This is a genomic window from Telluribacter humicola, from assembly GCF_017355935.1.
Classification (GTDB): Bacteria; Bacteroidota; Bacteroidia; order Cytophagales; family Spirosomataceae; genus Telluribacter; species Telluribacter humicola.
Map to the genome: position 1 here is coordinate 13,365 of NZ_JAFIQT010000004.1, position 21,796 is coordinate 35,160.

General features: G+C 47.1%; 18 protein-coding genes and 3 pseudogenes. 13 read left to right on the plus strand and 8 right to left on the minus strand.

Features of this window, described 5'->3' with window-relative positions; all coding sequences use genetic code 11:
* Nucleotides 1–412 precede the first annotated feature (412 nt).
* Nucleotides 413–805: pseudogene (locus JUB14_RS18160) on the minus strand (bile acid:sodium symporter family protein); the annotation flags it as partial.
* A 40-nt stretch (nucleotides 806–845) separates the two neighbouring features.
* On the opposite strand from JUB14_RS18160, the gene JUB14_RS28225 reads away from it, so the two are divergent.
* Together JUB14_RS28225 and JUB14_RS28150 are read left to right on the plus strand one after the other, a co-directional pair.
* Nucleotides 846–1,109 carry an IS1/IS1595 family N-terminal zinc-binding domain-containing protein gene (locus JUB14_RS28225; protein ID WP_445515043.1) on the plus strand — a complete coding sequence of 88 codons (264 nt, stop codon included), beginning with the start codon at nucleotides 846–848 and terminating at the stop codon, nucleotides 1,107–1,109.
* Between the two features lie 85 nt (nucleotides 1,110–1,194).
* A pseudogene (locus JUB14_RS28150) lies at nucleotides 1,195–1,458 on the plus strand (IS1 family transposase); the annotation flags it as partial.
* 101 nt (nucleotides 1,459–1,559) lie between these two features.
* Here JUB14_RS28150 and JUB14_RS18170 read toward each other — a convergent pair.
* From JUB14_RS18170 to JUB14_RS18195, 6 genes are all read right to left on the minus strand, one after another.
* Nucleotides 1,560–2,129, minus strand: coding sequence for a bile acid:sodium symporter family protein (locus JUB14_RS18170; protein WP_207508156.1), 570 nt, complete (start codon nucleotides 2,127–2,129; stop codon nucleotides 1,560–1,562).
* A 50-nt stretch (nucleotides 2,130–2,179) separates the two neighbouring features.
* The gene (locus JUB14_RS18175; RefSeq protein WP_207508157.1) at nucleotides 2,180–2,590 is read right to left on the minus strand and encodes a transposase; all 411 of its coding nucleotides are present in this window, start codon (nucleotides 2,588–2,590) and stop codon (nucleotides 2,180–2,182) included.
* A gap of 139 nt (nucleotides 2,591–2,729) precedes the next feature.
* Entirely contained in the window at nucleotides 2,730–2,840 is a 111-nt protein-coding gene (locus JUB14_RS28155) for a winged helix-turn-helix domain-containing protein (protein ID WP_374757823.1), read from the minus strand.
* A 182-nt stretch (nucleotides 2,841–3,022) separates the two neighbouring features.
* On the minus strand, nucleotides 3,023–3,235 hold the full coding sequence (locus JUB14_RS28160) for a helix-turn-helix domain-containing protein (RefSeq protein ID WP_207508158.1): 213 nt from the start codon (nucleotides 3,233–3,235) through the stop codon (nucleotides 3,023–3,025).
* A 124-nt stretch (nucleotides 3,236–3,359) separates the two neighbouring features.
* On the minus strand, nucleotides 3,360–6,953 hold the full coding sequence (locus JUB14_RS18190; protein WP_207508159.1) for an ABC transporter permease/M1 family aminopeptidase: 3,594 nt from the start codon (nucleotides 6,951–6,953) through the stop codon (nucleotides 3,360–3,362).
* Complete coding sequence (locus JUB14_RS18195; RefSeq protein WP_207508161.1) at nucleotides 6,950–7,873, minus strand: ABC transporter ATP-binding protein; 924 nt, start codon at nucleotides 7,871–7,873, stop codon at nucleotides 6,950–6,952. The genes JUB14_RS18190 and JUB14_RS18195 overlap by 4 nt, the downstream gene beginning before the upstream one ends.
* A gap of 356 nt (nucleotides 7,874–8,229) precedes the next feature.
* On the opposite strand from JUB14_RS18195, the gene JUB14_RS18200 reads away from it, so the two are divergent.
* The 7 genes from JUB14_RS18200 to JUB14_RS18230 all read left to right on the plus strand — a co-directional run bounded on the left by JUB14_RS18200 (nucleotide 8,230) and on the right by JUB14_RS18230 (nucleotide 16,551).
* Entirely contained in the window at nucleotides 8,230–9,273 is a 1,044-nt protein-coding gene (locus tag JUB14_RS18200; RefSeq protein ID WP_207508162.1) for a sensor histidine kinase, read from the plus strand.
* On the plus strand, nucleotides 9,251–9,979 hold the full coding sequence (locus tag JUB14_RS18205; protein ID WP_207508163.1) for a LytR/AlgR family response regulator transcription factor: 729 nt from the start codon (nucleotides 9,251–9,253) through the stop codon (nucleotides 9,977–9,979). Before JUB14_RS18200 ends, JUB14_RS18205 begins: the two co-directional genes overlap by 23 nt.
* Before the next feature lie 591 nt (nucleotides 9,980–10,570).
* Entirely contained in the window at nucleotides 10,571–11,062 is a 492-nt protein-coding gene (locus JUB14_RS18210; RefSeq protein WP_310586161.1) for a recombinase family protein, read from the plus strand.
* Nucleotides 11,063–11,273: 211 nt separating this feature from the next.
* Entirely contained in the window at nucleotides 11,274–12,131 is an 858-nt protein-coding gene (locus JUB14_RS18215) for a helix-turn-helix domain-containing protein (protein ID WP_207508164.1), read from the plus strand.
* A 71-nt stretch (nucleotides 12,132–12,202) separates the two neighbouring features.
* Entirely contained in the window at nucleotides 12,203–13,036 is an 834-nt protein-coding gene (locus JUB14_RS18220; protein WP_207508165.1) for an alpha/beta fold hydrolase, read from the plus strand.
* 493 nt (nucleotides 13,037–13,529) lie between these two features.
* Nucleotides 13,530–15,923, plus strand: coding sequence for an outer membrane beta-barrel family protein (locus JUB14_RS18225; RefSeq protein WP_229368002.1), 2,394 nt, complete (start codon nucleotides 13,530–13,532; stop codon nucleotides 15,921–15,923).
* Nucleotides 15,924–16,005: 82 nt separating this feature from the next.
* Complete coding sequence (locus JUB14_RS18230; RefSeq protein ID WP_207508168.1) at nucleotides 16,006–16,551, plus strand: alpha/beta fold hydrolase; 546 nt, start codon at nucleotides 16,006–16,008, stop codon at nucleotides 16,549–16,551.
* 361 nt (nucleotides 16,552–16,912) lie between these two features.
* Here the strand turns inward: JUB14_RS18230 and JUB14_RS18235 are convergent.
* Nucleotides 16,913–17,438 (minus strand): annotated as a pseudogene (locus JUB14_RS18235) (cation:dicarboxylate symporter family transporter); the annotation flags it as partial.
* A 531-nt stretch (nucleotides 17,439–17,969) separates the two neighbouring features.
* Between JUB14_RS18235 and JUB14_RS18240 the strand changes: the two are divergent.
* The 4 genes from JUB14_RS18240 (at nucleotide 17,970) to JUB14_RS18255 (ending at nucleotide 21,748) form a co-directional block, all read left to right on the plus strand.
* A complete protein-coding gene (locus JUB14_RS18240) occupies nucleotides 17,970–18,533 on the plus strand; it encodes a recombinase family protein (RefSeq protein WP_207508170.1) in 564 nt (187 codons plus the stop codon).
* 470 nt (nucleotides 18,534–19,003) lie between these two features.
* Nucleotides 19,004–19,927 (plus strand): MBL fold metallo-hydrolase, encoded by a 924-nt coding sequence (locus tag JUB14_RS18245; RefSeq protein WP_207508172.1) that lies wholly within the window; start codon nucleotides 19,004–19,006, stop codon nucleotides 19,925–19,927.
* Nucleotides 19,928–20,824 (plus strand): helix-turn-helix domain-containing protein, encoded by an 897-nt coding sequence (locus JUB14_RS18250; RefSeq protein ID WP_207508174.1) that lies wholly within the window; start codon nucleotides 19,928–19,930, stop codon nucleotides 20,822–20,824.
* Between the two features lie 42 nt (nucleotides 20,825–20,866).
* Nucleotides 20,867–21,748, plus strand: a complete 882-nt coding sequence (locus JUB14_RS18255; protein ID WP_207508176.1) for a carboxymuconolactone decarboxylase family protein — start codon at nucleotides 20,867–20,869, stop codon at nucleotides 21,746–21,748.
* Nucleotides 21,749–21,796 lie beyond the last annotated feature (48 nt).

Sequence of the window (21,796 nt, forward strand, 5' to 3'; positions counted from 1 at the left end):
CTATGGGTTTTTCAAAAGTTTCCCCTTTTTTTAACCATGACTGTTCCCAAACAACTACAAGGAGCAGCGCAGTTAAAAGAATGTTGATAGTCCTGTAAAAAGGGCTCTTGGATCCCACTTATAAGATTTGAGTAATTTTGGCAAAAATTATAGTTAAATATTGCAATCACAAGCAATTTGACAAATTAGAAGACAATTTCTTGCCTTCCCAAATGATTGCTTCTTAATAAATTACCTTGAAGTAAAAGAAGATGATTTGTCTATGTCTGCTTCTTTTAGAGAAATCCTTACCCTTTGCATAGGTACAGAAGTGCAACTACACCTTGTTTTCCTTAGGGTAAGAATTGCTTCTTATGTTTTCTTTGTAGCTTTTGGAAGCGACAGGTATAGAATCCAGCAACCTTTTACTCCACTAACTGGCCAATATTGAACCTGTAACGTTCATGATTGGTCCAAATAAAGCAGGCGCTAATCCAACGGTTGCTACCTTTCCTAATTGCAAAGCAATCCCAGATGCCAACCCTCCGTTTTGAAGTCCTACTTCAATGGCTACAGTACGACAGCTTTGCTCATCAAGCTTAAGGGCTTTTGCGCTTAAGTACCCGAAGAGAAATCCACCAAGATTGTGAAGAAGAACACAAAGAGCTAATAGTGGCCCTACTGTCAGCAAGCTTTCGCGGCCGGTGGCAGTAATGATACCAATAATCAGGATAATACCCCCCATGGATATTAATGGCATAACCTGGTTCAATAGTAGGGTAGACCGGTGAAAAAGCCGGTTTAGCAGTAACCCAATTATAATCGGGGTAGTGGTAAATTAACTGGTGATTGAGTATTTTTACTAGATGATATGCGAAACTACCCATTATAGATGCCAACGTTGCGGCAGTTTGAACTTACGGAAGAACGGTCATTCTACTTCTGGTCAACCGAAGTACCACTGCAAGGACTGCAACAAGTATGGCACCATCAGCAATGTTGCTCAACAGCGAGCAGAGCGATACGAACAGGTAGAAAAACTCTTGCTGGAGCGTACTTCATTACGTGGCATTCAGCGTGTGACAGGTGTGAGTCGCCCTACGATTATAAAACTTGCGAAAAAAAAGTAGACTATTCTCTTCATATACAGGTAGATACTACTGTTAACAAGCCTGTTATTGAAGTGGATGAAATGTACTCTTTTTTGTCGGCAGCAAGCGAATCAAAACTTGGATCTGGTTAGCTATTGAGCGTAATAGCAGTCAGATAGTGGGTTTGGCTACTGGCGACCGTAGTGAATACTGTGGACAGCTGTTGTGGGAAAGCTTACCTAAGTTTTACCAACAAAATGCAGTTTTTTACACTGATCTGTATCCTGTTTATGAAAGTGTTATTCCAGCCGACAGGCATTATCAAAAAGCAGGTGGTACCGCTCATATTGAAAGATTTAATCGCAGCGGCGACCCGCAATACACTTAGGCAAAGGCAGCCTCATCTAACCAGAAAGACATTAGCCTTTGCTAAGACTGATGACAGTCACTTTGCCAGAACTCTCAACTTTATCAATTACTACAATAAATCTAAATCACCTTAATATTTACCACTACCATAATCGGTATAATTATTATTTGAGTAATCTCAAAAAACATTTTCCCAAATTCAATGAAAATAAATTCTCCTGCTAATAGCTTCATAAGCGCTGGTGTTAGAACCGGAGCAAGCAGAGTAGCAATGGAGGTTATTGTTATAGAAAGCGGAACGTTAGCTTTGGCTATAAAGCACATTACATTTGAGGCTAGACCACTGGGAGAACACTCAATTAAAATTACACCGGCAGCAATCTCGGGAGGGAAATTAAAAAGATAAGCTAACGTAAATCCTAAAAATGGCATAATCACAAATTGACATACAATACCAATTAGTACTGCCCGGGGAGTTTGAATTACGCTCCCAAAATCTTTAATGGAAAGGGTAGTGCCCATACCTAGCATGATGAGTTGCAGGAGGGGGATAATTAGGTTCTTTAATTGGAAACCGCCTATTGCTGTAAACGGAGCAGGAAAAAGGAGGGCTAAAATTACAACAAGAATGATTAAGCAGGTATAAATGAGATTACGCCAGCCAGTGTTACCAATTGTTTTAGCCTCCATATATCAGAATAGAGTAGAAGATCAGGAATAATTATTTATTGATCCGTGAATTAATCTGTCATAAACGCTATTTCCTTCTTATTGAAGAAGGCCCTTACCAACGCAGGGGCCTCCTCTAAATGCTTTACTTGTTCAAGAATCGCTGCTGTTAGTCCTTCCAAGTTGGTAAACACCCGATTCTTCAAACTGCCTTTCAGTTGGTTCCAGACCAGTTCGACTGGATTAAGCTCCGGACTGTAGGCCGGTAAGCGTTCTAAATGAATTCGACCTGGTCGTTCACGCAGGAACTGCTTCACTGGTTCACTGCGATGGATAGCTGCACCGTCCCAGATAACTAATAAATCCCGCTTGCGATAGCGTCCACAGAGTTTCTTTAAAAACCAGACGATGTCCTCACCGGTAAAGGCCTGTTCTTGGCCGGCAACATAAATCCGCCCGTTTGGAGCGACAGCAGCAATCAAGCTTCAATGTGTTCGACCTGCTTGCTCAATGAGAATTGGTGTCTGCCCACAAGGAGCCCAAGCGGCCGCCGCTGCGGTCATAGCTAGTAAGGGCAGCAGGTAGCAAGCTGACTCATCTACGTATAAAATCACTCGTCCCTCATCCTTGGCTTTTTTTAAGCGTTGGGATAATTTCTTGCTGCCACTGAGCAACTGCCTGAGGATCTTGTTGCCGTGCTTTGCGCTGCGGTTTTTGGCGACTCCAGCCCATCTTTTTCAGAATCCGACCTATCTGAGACGGATCGTAACTTACCCGCGGTGGCGGACCACCCGAATAGCTTCTTGATGACTGCTCCGGCAGCCCGGTTCATTGACACGGAGACGTGTCCAGATAGCCCCGTTGAAGCCATGGTGCTCGGCTCCTTTATTGAGTTCTGCAACTAATTGGTTGAGTTACTCACTTGATAAGCGAGCGGGTGCTCCAGTCCGCTTGCCTTCTTGCAATGCCATTGCTCCTTGCTGCTGATATTTCTTCAAGGTCCGACTCACCCAAGGTTGCGTCAAGCCAAATGCTTGAGCAATTGCTGCCTGCCTCCAACCTGCTTCATGGAGCTCGACACAACGTCGGCGCAGGGCTTCATAGTCACTTTGTTTATATCTTGCCATCAAACCATAAAGAACTCAATATAACAAACTTACTCACGTATCAATAATAAGTGTACGACTTAGCAACTAGTGTACAACTCTATATCATACTGCAAAACGACCCTTTTAGTAAACAGGTAAGCATTCATTGTCTGTTCTGCCGAAGCTGCACCTTGGTTAGATGATCATAGTTTTTCAAATCCATTAGTATATTATTGGGATCAATACCTGCTAACTCTGGTTTGCCTGTTACTTCAATTTCTAAACGCTGCCGCCCGGAACAGATCCGGTGTGGCTGCATGTATAGATTCTTATCAGTTTTCGTATCCCCAGGCACGCCATACACCCCAATCTGAACCAAGTCATTCATGGCTACATCGGTTTGAGTTCCTTTTTTATCGACCGTATATTTCCTGGCGTAGACATCTATGGTTACGTTCCATTTTCCTAAGGAAGTTGGGGAGGCAACAGCTTTTTCCGTTTTGAGCTCCCAAAAAGTATTGCTTGCTAAAAGATCATGTAACAGATACCTCATCGAGTCCGGGGTTACCATTTGTAATTCCCTGTACAGATCGGATGGGACAGGTCTAGCAGTATTTAGTGTGCTGTATTTCCTGAAAAAGTTTTGCAATCCAAGTCTTACCTGTTCTTTACCGATATACTCCCTTAGGGCATATAGGGCCAAAGGTCCTTTCCGGTAGATCAGACTTGTCTGGCTGGCTTGCAGCAAGGGGTCCGCATCTCTTTCCTGTGGACTGAGAAAATCACGCCTAGCTAGATTTAGAAATGTTTGAAAAGTTTTCTGTCCCAATGCCTGCTCCACAATTTCAAAAGCAGAAAACCACGCCAGCGATTCAGTGATTAATGCTGCTCCTTTGATTGGAGCAGGGGAAACCTGATGCCCCCACCATTGATGCGACACCTCATGTGCTACGGTCGCAAATACTATATCGATTCCTCCCGGATCTTCTTCGGGCTTCAGCAGTGCGTATCCTTCCCGGTAAAAGATATTCGTGGGGTAAGCGTGCATTCCTTTGTTGTATCCCGGTACTTCTGTGAATCTTATCTCACTATGCGGATATTTTCCCAGTTCACCGCTAAGGTAGTTAAACGATGCCTGCACTCCTTGTACCATACGTTCGAGGTTGTGGGTATGGTCCGGATGATGTAAAATGCTGATAGCAACAACGTGTGCACTATCTGCTTTCCATTGGGCGTTGTGCACTCGATACTCTGAAGAAAAAAAGGCCAGTTTATTGTTAATAGGAATTTCAGAAGTATAATGGAAATAGGTACGGTCCTTCTTAGTCCAGCTTTTTACCAAGTTACCCGGCACCACTGCTGTCTGACCTTTATCCGTTCCAATAATGGTTTCAAACGCTACGCGTTGCTGAGCAAAGGTCTCAACCTCTGACTCGAGAAATGACTTCGGTTCGAGCCCTTGTGCTTTACGGTCATTGGCATTGAAGACTTGTCTGCTGTTGAGGTAACCAATTACAGGCAACCATGAATCGTCGAAGTAAGTACCATTTTTCGCTACAGAAGTATTGATTCCACTGTTCGGGAACCCTTGCGGATTATAGCGAACATGAAATTCCAATTGTACTGAATCTCCCGGAAAAAGTGGTTTTTCAAGGACATACATCTGGAAAGCTAATGGTTCGTCCACGATTTCTGCCTTGACTGGCTTATTGAAACTTACTAGAATATTGGTAACACCCGGTGCAGTGGTTAAAAAGACGGTGTCAATCTCCGAACCGGTTCTGTTTTCTACCAGATAAGTACCCTTGAAGTCCACGGCTTTTTCTTTGGGAAAGATTTCTACCAGCAGTTTGGTTTTGATGACGGAAGGTTGCTGGCTATTCTGGTATTTCCCGTATTTCTTTTCGTATTCCGCTTTCCATTCCAGAGTTTCAATAAAGCCTGTTTTAGGATACAGAACATGCGTGTTGTAGAAAATAACCCATCCCAAAATCACGATCAGTAGTACGGAAAATACGCTGATTGCTTTGATTGGGAATCTATTTGTATTTATTCCCTGCTGAAATCTTTTCTGCAGTCTCTGTTCTGTACCACGCGGCCAGAGTACTACTGTCGCTACCGCCAGAAGCAAAGCCCATGCTCCCCAGTAGGATTTAAAATACAGCCAGGGTTCCATGAAAGGATCCAAACCTCTTAAATCGGAATAGGACCAACCCGGATCCGATCCATATAGCAGCAATCTGGATTCAATGCCAAACTCTGGACCGAATAGTGAAAATAGATAGATCATAACAGAGACCAGATGTGCCAAGTACTTCTGGTTCAGTACCACATGCACGGCAAAAGCCAGGACAGCCGACAAGACATAATCAGTTAGCCGGATTCCCAGCAAAACTTTCAGGTATACAGGAATTTGAAAATTATAGTACCCCAGACTGATCTGAACCAGCATTCCTGCAACCATCAGGAGCAATTGCATGATGACCAACGTCAGGACCATTCCTCCCAGCTTACCTGCAAAAGAAACCCAGACCGGCACCGGCGCAGCTCCCATGATCTCATTAAGCCTCGAATCCCGGTCCCGCCAGACAAGTTCCCCGGCATAAAAAATGATCAGCAAGGGGATGAACAGCCATATGCCATGATCCATGACATTTTCCAGGGTATCGAGCAGTTTTCCCGTCACCGGCACCTCGGGGATATCGTAGTAACCGGAAAACCACATTGGTCCGGTAAATAAAACAAACGCAAACATACAGGCCATTGCCACCCACCCCCAGCCCAGAGTAATGAGTTTGATTGACTCCTTGCCCACAGTCATTGCTTGCAAAAACCGGGTAGGAAAAGCAAAGCTCTTCTGTACTTGTGGAATGGAGACTGTTTGTGGTAGCTGAAAACTGACAGGAGTAGAAGGGACTGACAAATTCTGTTTTTTCTTTGATTTTCTTTCTGAAATCGTACCTGTCCTGAAGTTCAAATAAGTGACCAGCAGTACTCCGAATGAAAGCGCAAACCACAGAAACCTGTTCGTGAATATATCAGTATGTGTTCCAGGTAGTAATGTATTTTTTTCATTTGCCGTCCAGACTTTTTTGAGTTCTGTTATTTTGCTTAGTACCAGTGGATCTGTTAGAGTAGCCAGTTGCCAGTTGCCTTCTTGAACGCCAATAATTTGCCAGCTGGTTATGGTGACCACGCCAAAAATGACTCCAACAAGATAGGTCAGAATCCCTTTTTTGCTCAGAACAGCCAAAGCAAACATGAATGCCAGAGCAAAAAACGCATTGGGCAAAATCAGCAGAAAATAAGTACTTATATAAGTAGCTGCACTCAGTGGCCCTACCAATTCCGGATGTTTCAGCGGAAAAAGGGCAGCCACAAATACCCCAGCCGGAATGGCCAGCATCAGTATGGAACCGAGCGCGAAGGCTGCCAGAAACCGGCCCCCCAGGTAAATATAGTTCGGAATAGCAGTTGTATATAGTAATGAATGCATCCTGCTTTCAAGGTCCCTTGTGGCTGCTCTACCGGCAATTTGGGCCAGAACCAGCACCCCCAGGAAAAAGAAGGTGAGGGTTGATACCAGGGCCACAATGAAGGGGGCATTCAGAAAATAACTACCCGACAAAGGCTCGTCTATGAAAACGACCGCCGCCATGAGGTAGCTAAGCACCAGAAGCAGTAAAAAATAGAACCATGTTGAGGCAGCGCGTGACTGATAGGCCAGCTCGTACCGGAAAGTTTCCCAGAGTCTCATTTTGCTACCTCCTGAATTGAATGTGATACATTGTTTCTGCTGTGCTGGGTAATCACCTGGAAGTACACATCTTCAAGATCGGGAAGTACCTCTTCAAAATCATTTCCCGGAAATCCTTCGCTGTATATATGGGCCACGGTGCGTCCACCGGAAAGTTTGGTGGAAAGGATGATATGCTCCTGCTCCAACCGGGATAGTTGATCTTTCTGAACCACTTTGCGCCATATTTTGCCTTTCAGGTTGACAATGGCTTGTAGCGGTTCCGTCTCCATGAGAATCTCCCCTTTGTTGATGACCGCCATCCGCGTGCATAACTCCGAAACATCCTCCACAATGTGGGTGGAGAGAATCACCACGCTGTTCTCTCCCATTTCACTGAGCAGGTTCAGAAACCTGACCCGTTCCGCGGGATCAAGCCCCGCGGTTGGTTCATCTACTATGATCAGCTTCGGATTTCCAAGCATGACAATAGCGATGCCGAACCGTTGTCTCATTCCGCCGGAGAAACCACCCAGTTTTTGGTTGCGTAGGTCCCACAGGTTCGTTTGTTTCAAGAGTGCTTCCACCACTTCCCGTCTCGATTTTTTCTCCCTGACGCCCTTCATGATAGCAAAGTAATTCAGCAGTTCTTCGGCTCTGGCATTGGGATGCAGGCCAAAATCCTGGGGAAGGTAGCCAAGTGTCCTCTGCAACTCCTCCTTGTCTTTCAGAACATCGATTTTTCCGAAAAATATGGACCCTTCATCCGGGTCCTGTAGGGTGGCGAGCGTGCGCATCAGCGAGGATTTGCCCGCCCCGTTAGGCCCCAGGAGTCCGTACATTCCCGCTGGGATGGTCAGAGAAATATTTTGCAATGCCTTGACTCCATTAGGGTAGGCTTTTGAGACATTCTTGATGTGAAGAGTAGTTTCGTCTTTCATAGTATAAGCTATAAATGTTAAGGTACACATCTTGGTAATTCATGGGCATGGAAGAGACAAATAACATTGGAGAGCATTGTAAGTATTTGTTAAGAGCTTGCTGGCCAGAGATCAATCAACTTACATATTTTATTTGCAGCAATCAGCTGGGCTACTTCGCCGTTTGCGTTAGGTCAAAGGAAAAGGTAGCCATTCAGAAAGAAAAAAGAGATATACAGTTCCGGGAGACCGTCCGACTAATTTACTTTTTCATTCTACCAAAGTCTTCGTAGATTGGATTTGCCGACTGGTAGATTCGATTGCAATACCGGTATAGTATCCGAAATTCGAAAGACTGGTATCGATATCATTGTCTTATGAAAAATATCAGTAGAGTATTTACAGCTGTTCACGTCCTTCCCTGGACAGTATATGTCGGAGCTATTCTCTGGGATAGTATGTATTGTGGCAGTCCATTCTGGCCAAGTATCTATTTGAGTGTGTTGCTGACCGGGCTCTATGTTTTTTATGCCCATTTCTTCATTCTCACAAGATTCCTGAACAAGAAAAAGTATAAGGATTACTTTTTGAGGCTGATCCCGATCCTTTTGACCGCCCCCATTCTATTCCTGCTTATGATCGACTTGAACGATCAATTCAACAAGAGGGAGGGTACCGGTATGGCTCTTGGGACTCTGTTTGCATTTTTGATGCTCAGCTTGTTAGTCAGGATTGGTCAAAATATTATAATCAATACATTGAAGAAAGAGGAAGCGAAAAAACAGGCCATCAATTCCGAACTCGTTTATCTGAAGTCCCAAATCAACCCCCATTTTTTGTTCAATACCCTCAATAACATTCATACCCTCGTTTATACGCAAGCCCCCTCAGCACCGGATGCAGTCATGAGACTTTCCTCCCTGATGCGGTATATGATCTATGAATCCAACTCTACTACAGTACCTCTTTCCGTTGAAATTGAGTACCTTCAGGATTTTATCGGTCTGCAACAGCTTAGGTATATAGCCCCGGATGTCGTGGATTTTCAGGTGGAGGGAGCTATTGAAAATTGCAGGATTGCCCCTTTGCTGTTTATTCATCTACTGGAAAACACCTACAAGCACAGTCCGGCAAAACTGGAAACCGGTGCAATCAACGTCAGAATTGCGATCAAAGAAAATCATGTGCTATTCAGTTGCCAGAATCCGGTTGCTCCTAAAAAAGATAACTTACTGGAAGAACCCGGTCTGGAAGAACCGGGTGGAATCGGGTTGGCTAATGTTCAGAAACGATTGCAGTTGCTCTACCCTAACAAACATCACCTGGACATCATCAGGACCGATGAGGTTTATAACGTGGAGTTAAAAATCAATAGTCAACTACAACAGCACGAGACCAATGATCAGCTGCTATATAATTGATGATGAGCACCTGGCTCAGCAGATTCTGGAAAAGTACATAGCAAAAGTTTCATTCCTTGAACTGAAAGGAAGTTTCTCGAGTGCCCTGGAAGCGGCCGTCGAAATGGATAGGGACAAACCAGATCTGCTCTTTCTTGATATCAATATGCCCGACCTCAATGGTCTCAGTTTTATTTCCATGCTTGATCCAAAGCCCATGATCATCCTGACGACCGCCTATGATAAATATGCGTTGAAGGCTTTCGATCTGGAAGTGAAAGACTACCTGCTAAAGCCAATCCCTTTCGAGCGATTTTACAAAGCGGTTTTGCGGTTACACAAGGAATTAAAACCAGATCATCAACAGGAACAAAAAGAAAAGCGATCCCCTCCGAAAAATGATCTCGACTATATTTTCGTGAAAGCGGGATTCAAGATACAGAAAGTTCTAATTCAGGAAATTCTGTTTGTGGAAGGGATGAAAGATTATATTCGAATACAGACCACCAAAGAAAAAATCATGACCTTGCTGAGCTTTGCTAAGCTGGCGGAAATGATTCCCGAGCAAAAGTTTATGCGGGTTCACCGCTCTTTTGTGGTTGCTCTGGACAAAATCGACCACATCGAAAAAAACAGGATTAAGATAGGAGAACAGTTCATTCCTATCAGTGATACCTATGCAGAAGCTTTCTTCAAAAAGCTGGGAGACTTCCCTATAAAACATTAAGTACCTGTCTCGCTTTGATGTTAGACGACAGCACCACTTCCCTTTCTCCAGGAGCAATTTTCTGGTACCTCTCGTAGTCTTCCTGGGCTACCAACATTACTTCCCTGAGCACGTGCAGATGCAAGTCAAGCACTGTTATGCCCCTTATGATGCTGCTTCGGTTCATTGACTGCTAGCCGTAAGAATACAGGCGTACACTACCTTGATCATATTGTTTAGGTAACTCAACAAGTGTGGATATAATATACTTAGTTAAAAAACATAGCAATATAAACAATGGCAGAAAAAAGAGTCAGCAGCAGCTGATATTGCTGGTCAAAACCGTCAAAATATTATCATTTAAACGGTCATATAAACCATTAGGATGATTTGAAGAAAACCTCTTAATATTACATCGATATTGTTATAAAATAATAAGAGTAATAAGGTTTTCATCTAATCACTTAAATATGCCCCGGACTATTGCCTATTTACGTGTCTCGACATTAGACCAGGATCTGGAAAAGAACAAGGCCGACATCCTGCACCTGGCCAATGAGAAAAATTTAGGGAAAGTAGAATTCGTACCGCGGCGGCGGACCGCAAGAGAAGGTGTCAGGTAAGGTTGCATGGCGTAACCGCAAAATTGGCCCGCTCCTAGAAGATTTAAAAAAGGGAGATGTGATTCTGCTCAGTGAATTCTCCCGGCTGGGAAGATCGATGCTCGAATGCATGGAGATCATTTCCATCGCCATGCAAAAGGGCATCAAGATCTATACTGTAAAAGGAGCCTGGCAGCTGGATGAGTCTATACAGAGCAAAGTGATGGCCATGGTTTTCTCGATGGCCTCCGAAATTGAAAGGGACCTGATCAGTAAGCGCACCAGAGAGTCCCTGGCGGCAAAGAAACTATCCGGAGTAAAACTAGGTCGGCCCACTGGCCCGGGGAAAAGTAAACTCGACCAGTACAGGCCAGAAATTGAAGCTTTGCTGCTGAATGGATCGAGTCAGAAGTACATTGCCGACCGCTACCGCATCACGGAAGCCACTCTGTCAAATTGGATGAAGAAGAATGGTATCAAAAAATACAAAAGGGCTGCTTGACATTTGACAGGGTGTAAACCAAAATCAGGTCAAGACATGCTATGAATGTACCCCAGCTCAACTTTACAGAGGTGAAGTAAGAAGTACAGCAATAAAAAGCCTATCAATTTTTCGTATATTTAACAGCCAAACTCCATACATAACGGGTGGCAAGGCAAAGCCTCTTGGTTGTTTGATAGCTGTTTAAAGGTTTTTTAAAATTACCTGAAATATGCTTTTGAAAGATTTCGCTCCTGGCCCGTCGGTTTGCTCCTTTGTAAAGTGCTATCGTATCATTCATTTTCAATTTGAAAATGAGCGGGAGATTCCTTTTAAGGCCTATCCTCCTAAACCCGAACAGGTACTGCACTTTTTTCTCAAAGACCCTTTTGTAGTCCAAACCGCTTCAGGAAATACTACTGCCCCACAAAATACCCTTTTCGCGGCTCAACGTACCTTTTTAGTCAATCAGTATACAGGTGCTAACCCTATGAATGTCCAGCTGGTATTCCAGCCCACCGCCGTATTTCGGTTAACGGGTATTCCGGCCCATGAACTCACCAATCAATACCTCGATGCTACCTACCTGTTTTCAAAAGGCCTGCAACCTACCTACGAGCAATTGCTGGAAGCCAAGAGTTATACTCAATTGATCCAGATCGTCGAAAACTTTGCGCAAAAGCTTGTAAACAGAGCTAAGAAAGAAACCATCCGGCTGGATGCGGTTTGTAATCAGCTATCCCGAATGATTGACACCCCTTCTTTGGAGGCACTGGCCGATCAGTCATGTTATAGCACCCGGCAATTCGATCGGAAGTTTCTGGAACGAGTGGGACTGCATGCCCATAAATATGCCCGGATCGCCCGGTTCAATAGGGCCTACAATATCAAAAACCGTTTTCCGGAGAAGGACTGGTCATTCATTGCGGCCGAATGTGGCTACTACGACTATCAGCATTTGGTGAAAGATTTCAAAGAATTTACGGGCCTTACTCCTTCGGCATTTTATGCGCTGGAGCGCAGCTCTCCTGAGTGTGTTTTGGGTCTGACCAACGATATCTACCGTAGCCGCTATTCAGCGTCATATTGACCCTAAAAAGATGTCTTTTTTTTACCACCTACGCATAGCGCCGGCCTATACTTTTGTTCAAAAAAGTACATATGGAAAAGACTATCTTACTAATTCTTAGCGCTATGACTATGCTAGCTACCGATCTTTTTTCTCAATCTGCCAAACCCTCGTTCGTGCTGGTGCATGGAGGATGGCACGCTGCCTGGAGCTGGAACAAGGTTGTTCCCCTGCTGCAGAACAAAGGGTATACAGTAGTTGCCCCCGATTTGCCCGGACATGGTTCCGACAGTGCCCCCACCGCGACTGTTACGCTGGAAGACTACGTAAACCGGGTGGTAGAAGTAGCGAGGCAACAGAATGGCCCGGTTATCCTGGTCGGGCACTCGAGCGGCGGGACAGTGATCGCTCAGGCCGCTGAACTATTAGGTACTCAAAAAGTAGCCTCTCTTATATTTCTTGATGCATTTATGCCCCTCAACGGTGAATCAGTAATTTCGCTGGTGCAGAAGTATCCTAGCAATTCCGAAGGTACTTCGGGAGCGGCCCTGGCCGAAAGCCAGATTTTTTCGAGTGATCAGAAGACAAGTACCCTCAATCTCGACAAGGTACAGGAACTACTTTACCACGACTGCCCGGCCAATGATGTAGCCTTTGCCAAATCCAGATTGGGTCCACAGCCCCTCGCTACGATCGTAACGCCAGTGACGGTTACAGATCAGCGGTACGGTATCATACCGAAGTACTATATCTTATGCACAGAGGCTAAAGACTTCGATAAGACCAGGATTGCCTCAAACGTGCCTACCAAACAAATTTACCGTCTCAAAAGTAGCCATTCACCCTTTTTCTCCATGCCAGTTCAATTAGTTACCATACTGGATGAAGTATACCAAAAATCAGCGGAGCCTGTGAGCAATAGGTAGTTTGGACAGATAAGCAAAGTCCGTTTATCACTTGCGCATTAGGTACCCACTTTGTGTTTTCACCATCCTAACCGCAGCTTTTGTGTCGGGATGGCGTTTTTGACCTGATCTGTACCACCCTTGTGTATTATAACGGTCAGTTTATTGAGTGAGCTTTTTTTAATCCCCATTCCCCACCGTTTACTCAATGGCATACCTAATCCTGCTATTCACGCAATAATCCGACTACCCACGCAATGGAAGTTGCACGGCTGTTTCCTGAATGAGATGTTTGTACGACTAACAGTGCGAGCCGGGGCAGGTGCGTCTGCTAAACTAAAAGCACGGAAATCAGATGCTCGTACCGCTCAATTTTATCATCGGCGACTTGCCCTGCCACACCCTCTTCGCCTGAGACCAGAACTCGTTTTTTCGACTACAAAACCAACACAACCCGTTTATTTCAATCGACATGAAAAATGCCATCATCATCTTCCTGTTTACCCTGACCGGCTTGCCCGTTCATGCGCAACAGGTCACGACGCTGTCCGGCAACGTTCAGGATGCCTCCGGCAAACCCCTGCCCTTCGCTACGGTTGCCCTTTTTGTCGAAAGCGATACCACCCGGCTGGCTAAAACCACCGCTACCGATGCCGAAGGGCTTTTCGCGTTCGAGAACGTCCGGGCAGGGTACTATATCGTCCGGGCTACGGCGGTCGGGTTCCAGAAATTATATTCGGCTCCGGTCGAGGTGGGGGCCGGCCCAACCCGCTTGCCCACGTTGATACTGCCCGAGCTTATCGGCGAGCTGGCGGAGGTGCAGGTAACCGCCAAAAAGCCCTTCGTGGAGCAGCAACTCGACCGCCTGGTCGTCAACGTAGCGAACAGCATCGTGGGCAGCGGCAGCACCGCCCTGGAAGTGCTTGAAAAGTCGCCCGGCGTTACGGTCGATTATCAGAACGAGCGGCTGCAGCTGCGCGGAAAGGACGGGGTGATCGTACAGATCGACGGAAAACAAACCTACCTCTCGGCCCAGGATGTGATTGCGCTGCTGCGGTCGATGTCGAGCGACAACATCGAGGCCATCGAACTGATCACCAATCCCTCGGCCAAATACGACGCGGCGGGTAATACGGGTATCATCAACATCCGGCTTAAAAAGAACAGCAACCTCGGCACCAACGGCATGGCTTCGGTAGCGGGTGGATCAGGACGCTTCGACCGGGAACGGGGAAGTCTTCAATTGAACCATCGTACGAAAAAACTGAACCTCTTTGGCAATTATAGCTTGAACCGGGGTGGTAATTACTGGGATTTCAAACTCGACCGCAGTCAACCTGACCCCAGCCCGACCGAAGCCTCCCGGCGCAACGTAGTGAGTCAGTATACGTACCTGAAATTTCGCGATCTGGGCCATAACGCCAAAGCGGGGTTTGATTTCATGCCTACGGATAAAACTACGGTCGGGATGGTTTGGACGGTTTTTTGGAGCGACCACCGCCAACGGGGCCCCGCCGGTGCCAGTTTTCGCCGCACCACTACCGGGCCGGTGTACCTAATAACCGAAACTGAAAAAACCTATGACACCTTCAGTCAGAACCAGATTGGCAACCTGAATCTGCAACATACATTCGGTGAAAAAAAGGGGAGTATCAGTGCGGATATCGATGTGGGTCATTTCAGTAGGGACTATACCAATGCATTGACTACTACTGTACTCGTTGATTTAGAAGACAGTAAGCCGCCCGTGGACGAGCTGCTCATTACGCAACCGACGGGTATCGATATCCGTACCTTTAAGGTTGACTTTACGCGTCCCTTCGCTAGCGGCTGGACGCTGGAAACCGGCTTGAAAACCGCTTCGGTGCAAACGGACAACGATCTGACTCTGCGGAGTGGGCCAATGGGAATTCTGACCATCGACCCGGACCTGTCGAACCGCTTTCAATACACGGAGCGGGTCAATGCGGGCTACGTCAATGTTTCGGGAAAATGGCGTAAGACAAGCATCCAGGCAGGTTTACGCGCCGAGCATACCCGTTCGGAAGGGAATTCACTCAGCCTGAATCGGGTGGTGGCCCGTGACTATCTGAAATTCTTTCCTACCCTGTTTGTGGCGCAGCCCCTGTCAGACAACCAGACGCTGACGTTCTCCTACAGCTACCGCATCGACCGGCCCAACTACCAGAACCTGAACCCCGCGCGAGGGTACGTAGACCCCTTCGCGTATTCCGTTGGCAATGCCTACCTGAAACCGCAGTTCAATCACGCGCTGGAAGGAAAGCTGAGCCTGAAAAATGATGTTTTTGCGTCCCTAGGGGTCAATTACACCACCGACCTGATGTTTTTCACTACCCACGCACTGGAAGGAAATAAAACCTACGTCACCACCGAGAACCTAGGCCATTCACAGGGCTACACCCTCACGCTGAGCTGGCCGCTAACGGTGGCGAAAGGCTGGCAGTTACAGGCCAACGTGCTGGGTTACTACAATCGTTTTCAGTACGACTACGAAGGCTCAACGCTTCAAATCCAAAACATTTCCGGGCGGTTGAACGGCAACAACTCCTTCACATTTGGCCACGGATGGACGGCTGAACTCTATGGTTGGTTTAGCACACCCGCCGTGAACGGCATCTGGCGGTCGCCCTGGCTGGGGGCATTGGATGCGGGTGTACAAAAAGTGGTTTCTCCACTCCTGAAGCTCAAGTTCAGCGTGCAGGATGTGCTCCACACCAATCGGTTCCGTCCTTCGGTGTTGACACCGACAGCCAGCCAGGTGGGGGTGCTAACATTCGACACACGCGTGGCGCTACTGAACCTAACGTACTCCTTTGGCAACCAGAAACTGAAAGCCGCCCGGCAACGACGCACCGGCTCGGACGACGAAACTCGGCGGGCAAATTAGGAAGTCAAACTACTAATACAAACTTATCTCTCATCATGATTCAAATCGCATTTCAAATCACCCGTAAATTACTCTTACATTCATGGAAACTACATTTTTAATATTGCTTTTCACAGTTCTGCTTCAGACTGTTTCCTATCCTCTGCCCAAAACGTACATCCTTGTTCATGGAGCCTGGCACGAGGCCTGGTGTTGGAAAAAAGTGGTACTCATGCTGGAAGCCAATGGCAGTCGGGTACTGGCCATTGATTTGCCGGGTCACGGCACTGACAAAACGCCGATGGCAACCGTTACGCTCAATGATTACGTGCAAAGAATAGTAGCCTCAGCCAACGCCCAAACAGGTCCGATCATTTTAGTGGGACACTCTAAGGCAGGTGTTGCCATTGCCCAGGCCGCTGAGGTTTTAGGCAAAGAGAAGGTATCAAAGTTGGTGTTTTTAGATGCCTTCATGCCTGATAATGGCGATTCGGTATTTTCGCTGGCGGGGAAAGCAGAAGCACAGAACAAGGCTGCTGGTAAACCAGTTTTAAAGCCATCTGTAAGTGAAAGCATGGTTCTTTCGGAAGACAAAAAAACGTCGCGAATTAAGCCTGAACTGGTTAAGATCCTCTTCTACCATGATTGATCTAACGAAGACGTAGTCTATGCCAAAGCACACATCGGGTCACAGTCGATGGCGTGTCTGGGTACACCCGTGAATGTAACAGAAGCTCGCTACGGGGCTGTTCCGAAAGTTTATATTCTCTGTACAGAGTCCAAAGACTTGTATAAAAGTAGTATAGCTCAAAACGTGCCCATCCATAAACTGTATACCTTAGCCAGTAGTCACTCGCCCTTTTTCTCGATGCCGGAAAAGTTAGTGGCAATTCTTGCCGAGCTATGATCTTCTGCCAAAACGCCCCTGCCCGTATTGCTTTTCTTCAATACGGTGTCGGGCCGCCTGGATTTGTTGTGCTGATGGTGAAGGCTGAGTTATAAAACTTAAATCACAAAACCTTTTTAGGCTCCTCTTCTCCCCATTCAAGATTGTCTTTGATAATATCTTCCGTTTCTTCCAGATGCCCAAAGGCGTGGCGCATCTTTGCCCGGTCGAAATCGTTTTCGTTATTGGCGATCCAGATCGTGGCTACGCCGTTACCTACGAAATTGGTGATGGCCCGCGCTTCGGACATGAAGCGGTCCACGCCCAGCAGCAGCGCCAGGCCTTTGGTGGGTATCACTTTGTTGGCCGAAAGGGTATACATAGGCCAGCACCACGAAACCGCTGCCCGGGACGCCCGCCGCGCACATGGACATGACCATCAGGATTCCGATGATGGTGAACATTTGCGAGAGCGTCAGTTCCACGCCGTAGACCTGCACCAAGAAAATCGTGGCCATCGAGAGGTAGATAGTGGCACCGTCGAGTTTGAACGAGTAGCCTGCCGGTATTTCCAGCCTCACGATGGGCTTGGAGCAACCCATACGTTCGAGTTTTTCAATGAGAGAAGGTAGCCCCGCCTCGGACGAAGATCTCACTGCAAACGGTTCCACTAACCACTAATCCATTTCTCTATGCGGAAAAAATTGGTCGTTCCTATCGATAGCTTCACCGAGAAATAGCACCAAAAGTGTTACGGTCCTGCTTTTCGGGGCCAGTTGTTTTGGATTTGTGTTGCCCTGATACAGCCTTGCACAAGAATCCACCCTTACGGTATTAGAAGATAGATTTAATATCGGAATTACGCCTAATAGTTGGTCTATATACTGCAGCGCAGACCTACCAGCCTTTGAAACTTGTTTGGCTTTGATCCATCTGGCTCCCAATATATATGATAGTGGTGCATGTAGGCCTATCCCAAGGGTCAACAATTCTGGTCTGCAAAGGCACTTTTGCTTTTTGAGCTGGCCCTACTTGTTGGACCCTGCTTTCGAAAGAGTTTTCATGGGGAACCCTGCCCACCGGCAGGGTTTCTTTTTGCTGCTGCCCTGAAAAGTAGGTCCAGAAAGTAGGTCCAGTTTCAAAAGAAGGTTTATCTTTATGAAACCAACTTACTGATACCTATGAACAAAGTCTTTGGGTACGCCCGGGTTTCCACCGCTGATCAGAGTACCGACACCCAGATAGAAGCCTTACAGAAGTACGGCTGCGACCGCATCTTTCAGGAGAAGATATCCGGCCTATCAGTTCAGCGCCCCGCCCTGGACGAAATGCTGTCCCTACTCCGCGAAGGTGATACCGTCGTAGTTTCACGCTTTACCCGCCTGGGCCGCAGCCGCGACCACCTGATCAACCTGATCGGAGATTTTGCCAGTAAGGGCATTATCTTCAAAGCTCTTGATCTGGGTATTGACTCCGCTACTCCGGCCGGTAAGTTAGTCATCGGGATATTTGCTGCCCTGGCTGAATATGATAGAGAGATGATCCTCGAAAAGACCCGTGCCGGCCAGCTGTTGGCCAAGGCCAAAGGCAAGCACATAGGTCGACCTTCCGGAGTAAACCAGGATAACTACCATAAAGTAAAAAAAGCCCTCGATAAAGGGCTTTCAGTGGCTGAGATAGTCAACCTGACCGGTATCAGTATTTCCAGTGTCAAACGGTACCGCAAGGAAATCAGTAGCAAGTAAGCATATAACCACTTCAACTATTTACTATCATAAACTAAAAAGACCCTTTTAATACATAATATCTACATAGTTCAGGAACACGCTCCTAACCAAAGATCCATGTAAAGTAAGTTGTTTTGAATAGAATGGATGCGCCGGAATTAGTACCAAGAAACACTAGGTCCACTGATTCTCCCTTTCTGATGTTACCCAACAGCTGGACAAACCAAGTACTTTAATGCTTCGCCTTGCGAAAAACATTCCCTCTTTACTTTCTACACTTGACATGGGTTAGACCCTCTCTGCGTTACTATTTAAATTCGCAGCAGCCAATCTACTGAGGCTCACCCAGCTGACTCATCGGATGATGCTGGCAGGTATGATCTGTAATTATGGTAAGTAATCCTGTAATAGGTATACAAATCCACAAACTGAATCCTCCGACCTTCGTTCCTAACATAAGTAGTTGATTTACAAGATCAAGTAGGAGCATGAAAATTCAATCAATAGTTATAGGAATGGCCCTGATCGGTGGACTAACCAGCCTTGGCCACGCCCAGACAACGGCTGATAGTACCCGCAGTGGGTTAGCTAAGCCCGCCGAGAAGAAGTATCAGGCCAAAGCGCCCAAAACACAGCCCTTTGGAACTGCCGCCTTTGGGCCCTCCAAACAGACCACCGTGCGCTGGCTGGGCTTCGCTGGCTTTTTGGTCAATAGCCGGGGGACAACACTAATGGTCGATCCGGTTCTGCAGGGGTTTGATATGCCGGTCATGATCGACATGCCTATTACCCCCAAAGCAGTTCCTCACTTGGATGCAGTACTGATCACGCACGCGGATAATGACCACTTCAGCGTATCGACTAATCAGGATCTGAAAAGGGTCACCAAAGCCTATCACTCGACAATCTATGTCGACTCATTAATGCAAAATCTGGGACTACCCGCCTTCGGTCATAACATTGGTGATATTTTCAAAGTTGGGCCTGTACAGGTCACACTTACCCCGGCAGATCATGCCTATCAAAATGCCTATCCGGGCATGAGTAAGCGACGTTTCAAGAATGAAGACGCCTGTGGCTTCTGGATCCAAACTCCCGACGGAAATATCTGGGCACCGGGCGATTCCCGCCTTACACCTGGCCACCTGACCATGCCCACACCGGATGCTATTTTCTTTGATTTTTCAGACAGTGAATGGCATTTCACCTTTGAAGGAGCGGTTAAAATCGCCAATGCCTATCCCAACACACCGCTGCTATTGTGCCACTGGGGCTCAGTGGATGCCCCAGATTTTACCCCCTTTAACGGTGATCCCAAGGAGTTAGCCAAAAGGGTAGTGAACCCGGCCCGGATTCACGTGCTGGCTCCGGGTGAGCCGTTTATCTTAAAACCGTTGAAAAAGAATAAGTAGATGGAAAAGATACGGAAGATTCAAAGCGTGACTCAGTTCAATGCCGAGCGGAATCAGCGGGTGCTGCATCCCCTGGTTAGTGTGCTGGATCAGTCTCAGTCAGCGCCCGTTCAGGCAGGTCGCTGGCTCTCGGAGCTCTACCTGGTCTTTCTTAAACAAGCCCGGTGTGCCCCACTAATCTACGGCCGTCAGCATTACGATTACGACGAAGGCACCATGTTATTTGTTGCGCCGGGACAGGTGTTTGGGGTGGAAGAAGCCGAAGGCGAACATGTGCAGCCGACCGGGTGGGCATTAGCCTTTCATCCGGATCTGATTCGGGGCACTCCCCTTGGTCAGCACATCAAAGACTATAGCTTTTTCGGCTATGAAGCCAACGAAGCCTTGCATCTTTCGGATCGGGAACAAGACCTGGTTGTAGACTGCCTGCGTAAGATTGGTGAGGAGTTGACCCATCCCATCGATAAGCACAGTAAGCAGTTACTCGTCAGCCATATTGAGCTGCTCCTGAAGTATTGCGGCCGGTTTTACGAGCGGCAGTTTATCACCCGCGACCACGTTCACAAAGATGTGTTAGTAAAATTTGAGACCTTATTAACAAACTACTTTGAGTCGGACAAGCCCCAGACTTTGGGACTTCCCACCGTAGGGTACTGTGCTGACGAGCTCCACCTGTCAGCTAATTATTTTGGGGACCTGGTCAAGAAGGAGACGGGCCTGTCCGCTCAGGAGTACATTCAGGCCCGGGTGATTGATCTGGCAAAAGAAAGACTATTTGATCTGAGCAAGTCGATCAGCGAAATTGCCTACGAGATGGGCTTCAAGTACCCACAGCATTTTACCCGGCTGTTTAAGCAACGGGTGGGTCAATCACCCAACCAATACCGGTTGAATTAGCCGTATGTCTCTACTTATCAGTTACGATAACCAAACCCATTTATGAAACACATGCTGTTGCCTCTGGCCCTGACTTTTCTCCTGTCAGCGCCGGTATTAGGACAGATCCCTAACAGTCCCTCCCCAAAAACACTGGTGGATACAAGCCGGGTCACGCCTGACCGGGTCACGCCTGACCGGGTTGGACGAGCCCAGGCCAAATACGAAGAATTGTTTGGACAGCCCATCACGGTCAGCCCAACCGATCCCGAACTGATGACCATTCTGCAACGGTTCATTTTCGGTGAAGTGTTTTACATCGGTGTCCTGGACGATAAAACGCGAGAGCTGATTACCATCACCGCGCTCACGACCAACCAAACCTTGCCCCAATTAACTCCGCATACCCATGCTGCCCTCAACGTCGGAGTTACCCCGATCCAAATCCGGGAGGTCGTCTATCAATGCGCTCCGTTTGTTGGCTATCCCAAAGTGCTCAACGCCCTAGAGGTAATAAACAAAGTCTTTGAAAGCCGGGGCATTAAGCTGCCTCTGGAGGCTATGGCAACCGTGCAGGAAGGTGATCGCTTGGAGCGGGGACGCCAGGAGCAGGCTCCCCTCTACGGAGATGCTATGCAGCAGTACATGAAAGTATTACCGGGGGAATTTGCCGAAGCCATTCCCCGAATGTTAACCCAGTCGGGTTTCGGTGATTTCTATACCCGCCGGGGGCTGGACCTGAAAACCCGGGAGCTGATGATTTTCTGCGGCCTGGCTACCTTAGGTGGTACCGAGCGCCAGATGGCCTCTCACGCCATTGGTAATCTTAAAGTAGGCAATAGCAAAGAAACGCTGCTGGCGGCGATGGTTCAGCTCTACCCGTACATTGGTTTTCCCCGAATATCTAACGCTATACATATCATCAAAGACGCCAAAATTGATTAAGCTATAATACTGCCATAGGGGCATTCGCTGTTTCTCAACCGGCCCTTC

What these genes read in the sequence shown, in the direction of transcription:
- JUB14_RS28225 (WP_445515043.1), top strand. Translation starts at nt 846, where the DNA reads ATGATATGCGAAACTACCCATTATAGATGCCAACGTTGCGGCAGTTTG.
- JUB14_RS18170 (WP_207508156.1), bottom strand. Translation starts at nt 2,129, where the DNA reads ATGGAGGCTAAAACAATTGGTAACACTGGCTGGCGTAATCTCATTTAT.
- JUB14_RS28155 (WP_374757823.1), bottom strand. Translation starts at nt 2,840, where the DNA reads ATGGGCTGGAGTCGCCAAAAACCGCAGCGCAAAGCACGGCAACAAGAT.
- JUB14_RS28160 (WP_207508158.1), bottom strand. Translation starts at nt 3,235, where the DNA reads ATGGCAAGATATAAACAAAGTGACTATGAAGCCCTGCGCCGACGTTGT.
- JUB14_RS18190 (WP_207508159.1), bottom strand. Translation starts at nt 6,953, where the DNA reads ATGAGACTCTGGGAAACTTTCCGGTACGAGCTGGCCTATCAGTCACGC.
- JUB14_RS18195 (WP_207508161.1), bottom strand. Translation starts at nt 7,873, where the DNA reads ATGAAAGACGAAACTACTCTTCACATCAAGAATGTCTCAAAAGCCTAC.
- JUB14_RS18200 (WP_207508162.1), top strand. Translation starts at nt 8,230, where the DNA reads ATGAAAAATATCAGTAGAGTATTTACAGCTGTTCACGTCCTTCCCTGG.
- JUB14_RS18205 (WP_207508163.1), top strand. Translation starts at nt 9,251, where the DNA reads ATGATCAGCTGCTATATAATTGATGATGAGCACCTGGCTCAGCAGATT.
- JUB14_RS18215 (WP_207508164.1), top strand. Translation starts at nt 11,274, where the DNA reads ATGCTTTTGAAAGATTTCGCTCCTGGCCCGTCGGTTTGCTCCTTTGTA.
- JUB14_RS18220 (WP_207508165.1), top strand. Translation starts at nt 12,203, where the DNA reads ATGGAAAAGACTATCTTACTAATTCTTAGCGCTATGACTATGCTAGCT.
- JUB14_RS18230 (WP_207508168.1), top strand. Translation starts at nt 16,006, where the DNA reads ATGGAAACTACATTTTTAATATTGCTTTTCACAGTTCTGCTTCAGACT.
- JUB14_RS18240 (WP_207508170.1), top strand. Translation starts at nt 17,970, where the DNA reads ATGAACAAAGTCTTTGGGTACGCCCGGGTTTCCACCGCTGATCAGAGT.
- JUB14_RS18245 (WP_207508172.1), top strand. Translation starts at nt 19,004, where the DNA reads ATGAAAATTCAATCAATAGTTATAGGAATGGCCCTGATCGGTGGACTA.
- JUB14_RS18250 (WP_207508174.1), top strand. Translation starts at nt 19,928, where the DNA reads ATGGAAAAGATACGGAAGATTCAAAGCGTGACTCAGTTCAATGCCGAG.
- JUB14_RS18255 (WP_207508176.1), top strand. Translation starts at nt 20,867, where the DNA reads ATGAAACACATGCTGTTGCCTCTGGCCCTGACTTTTCTCCTGTCAGCG.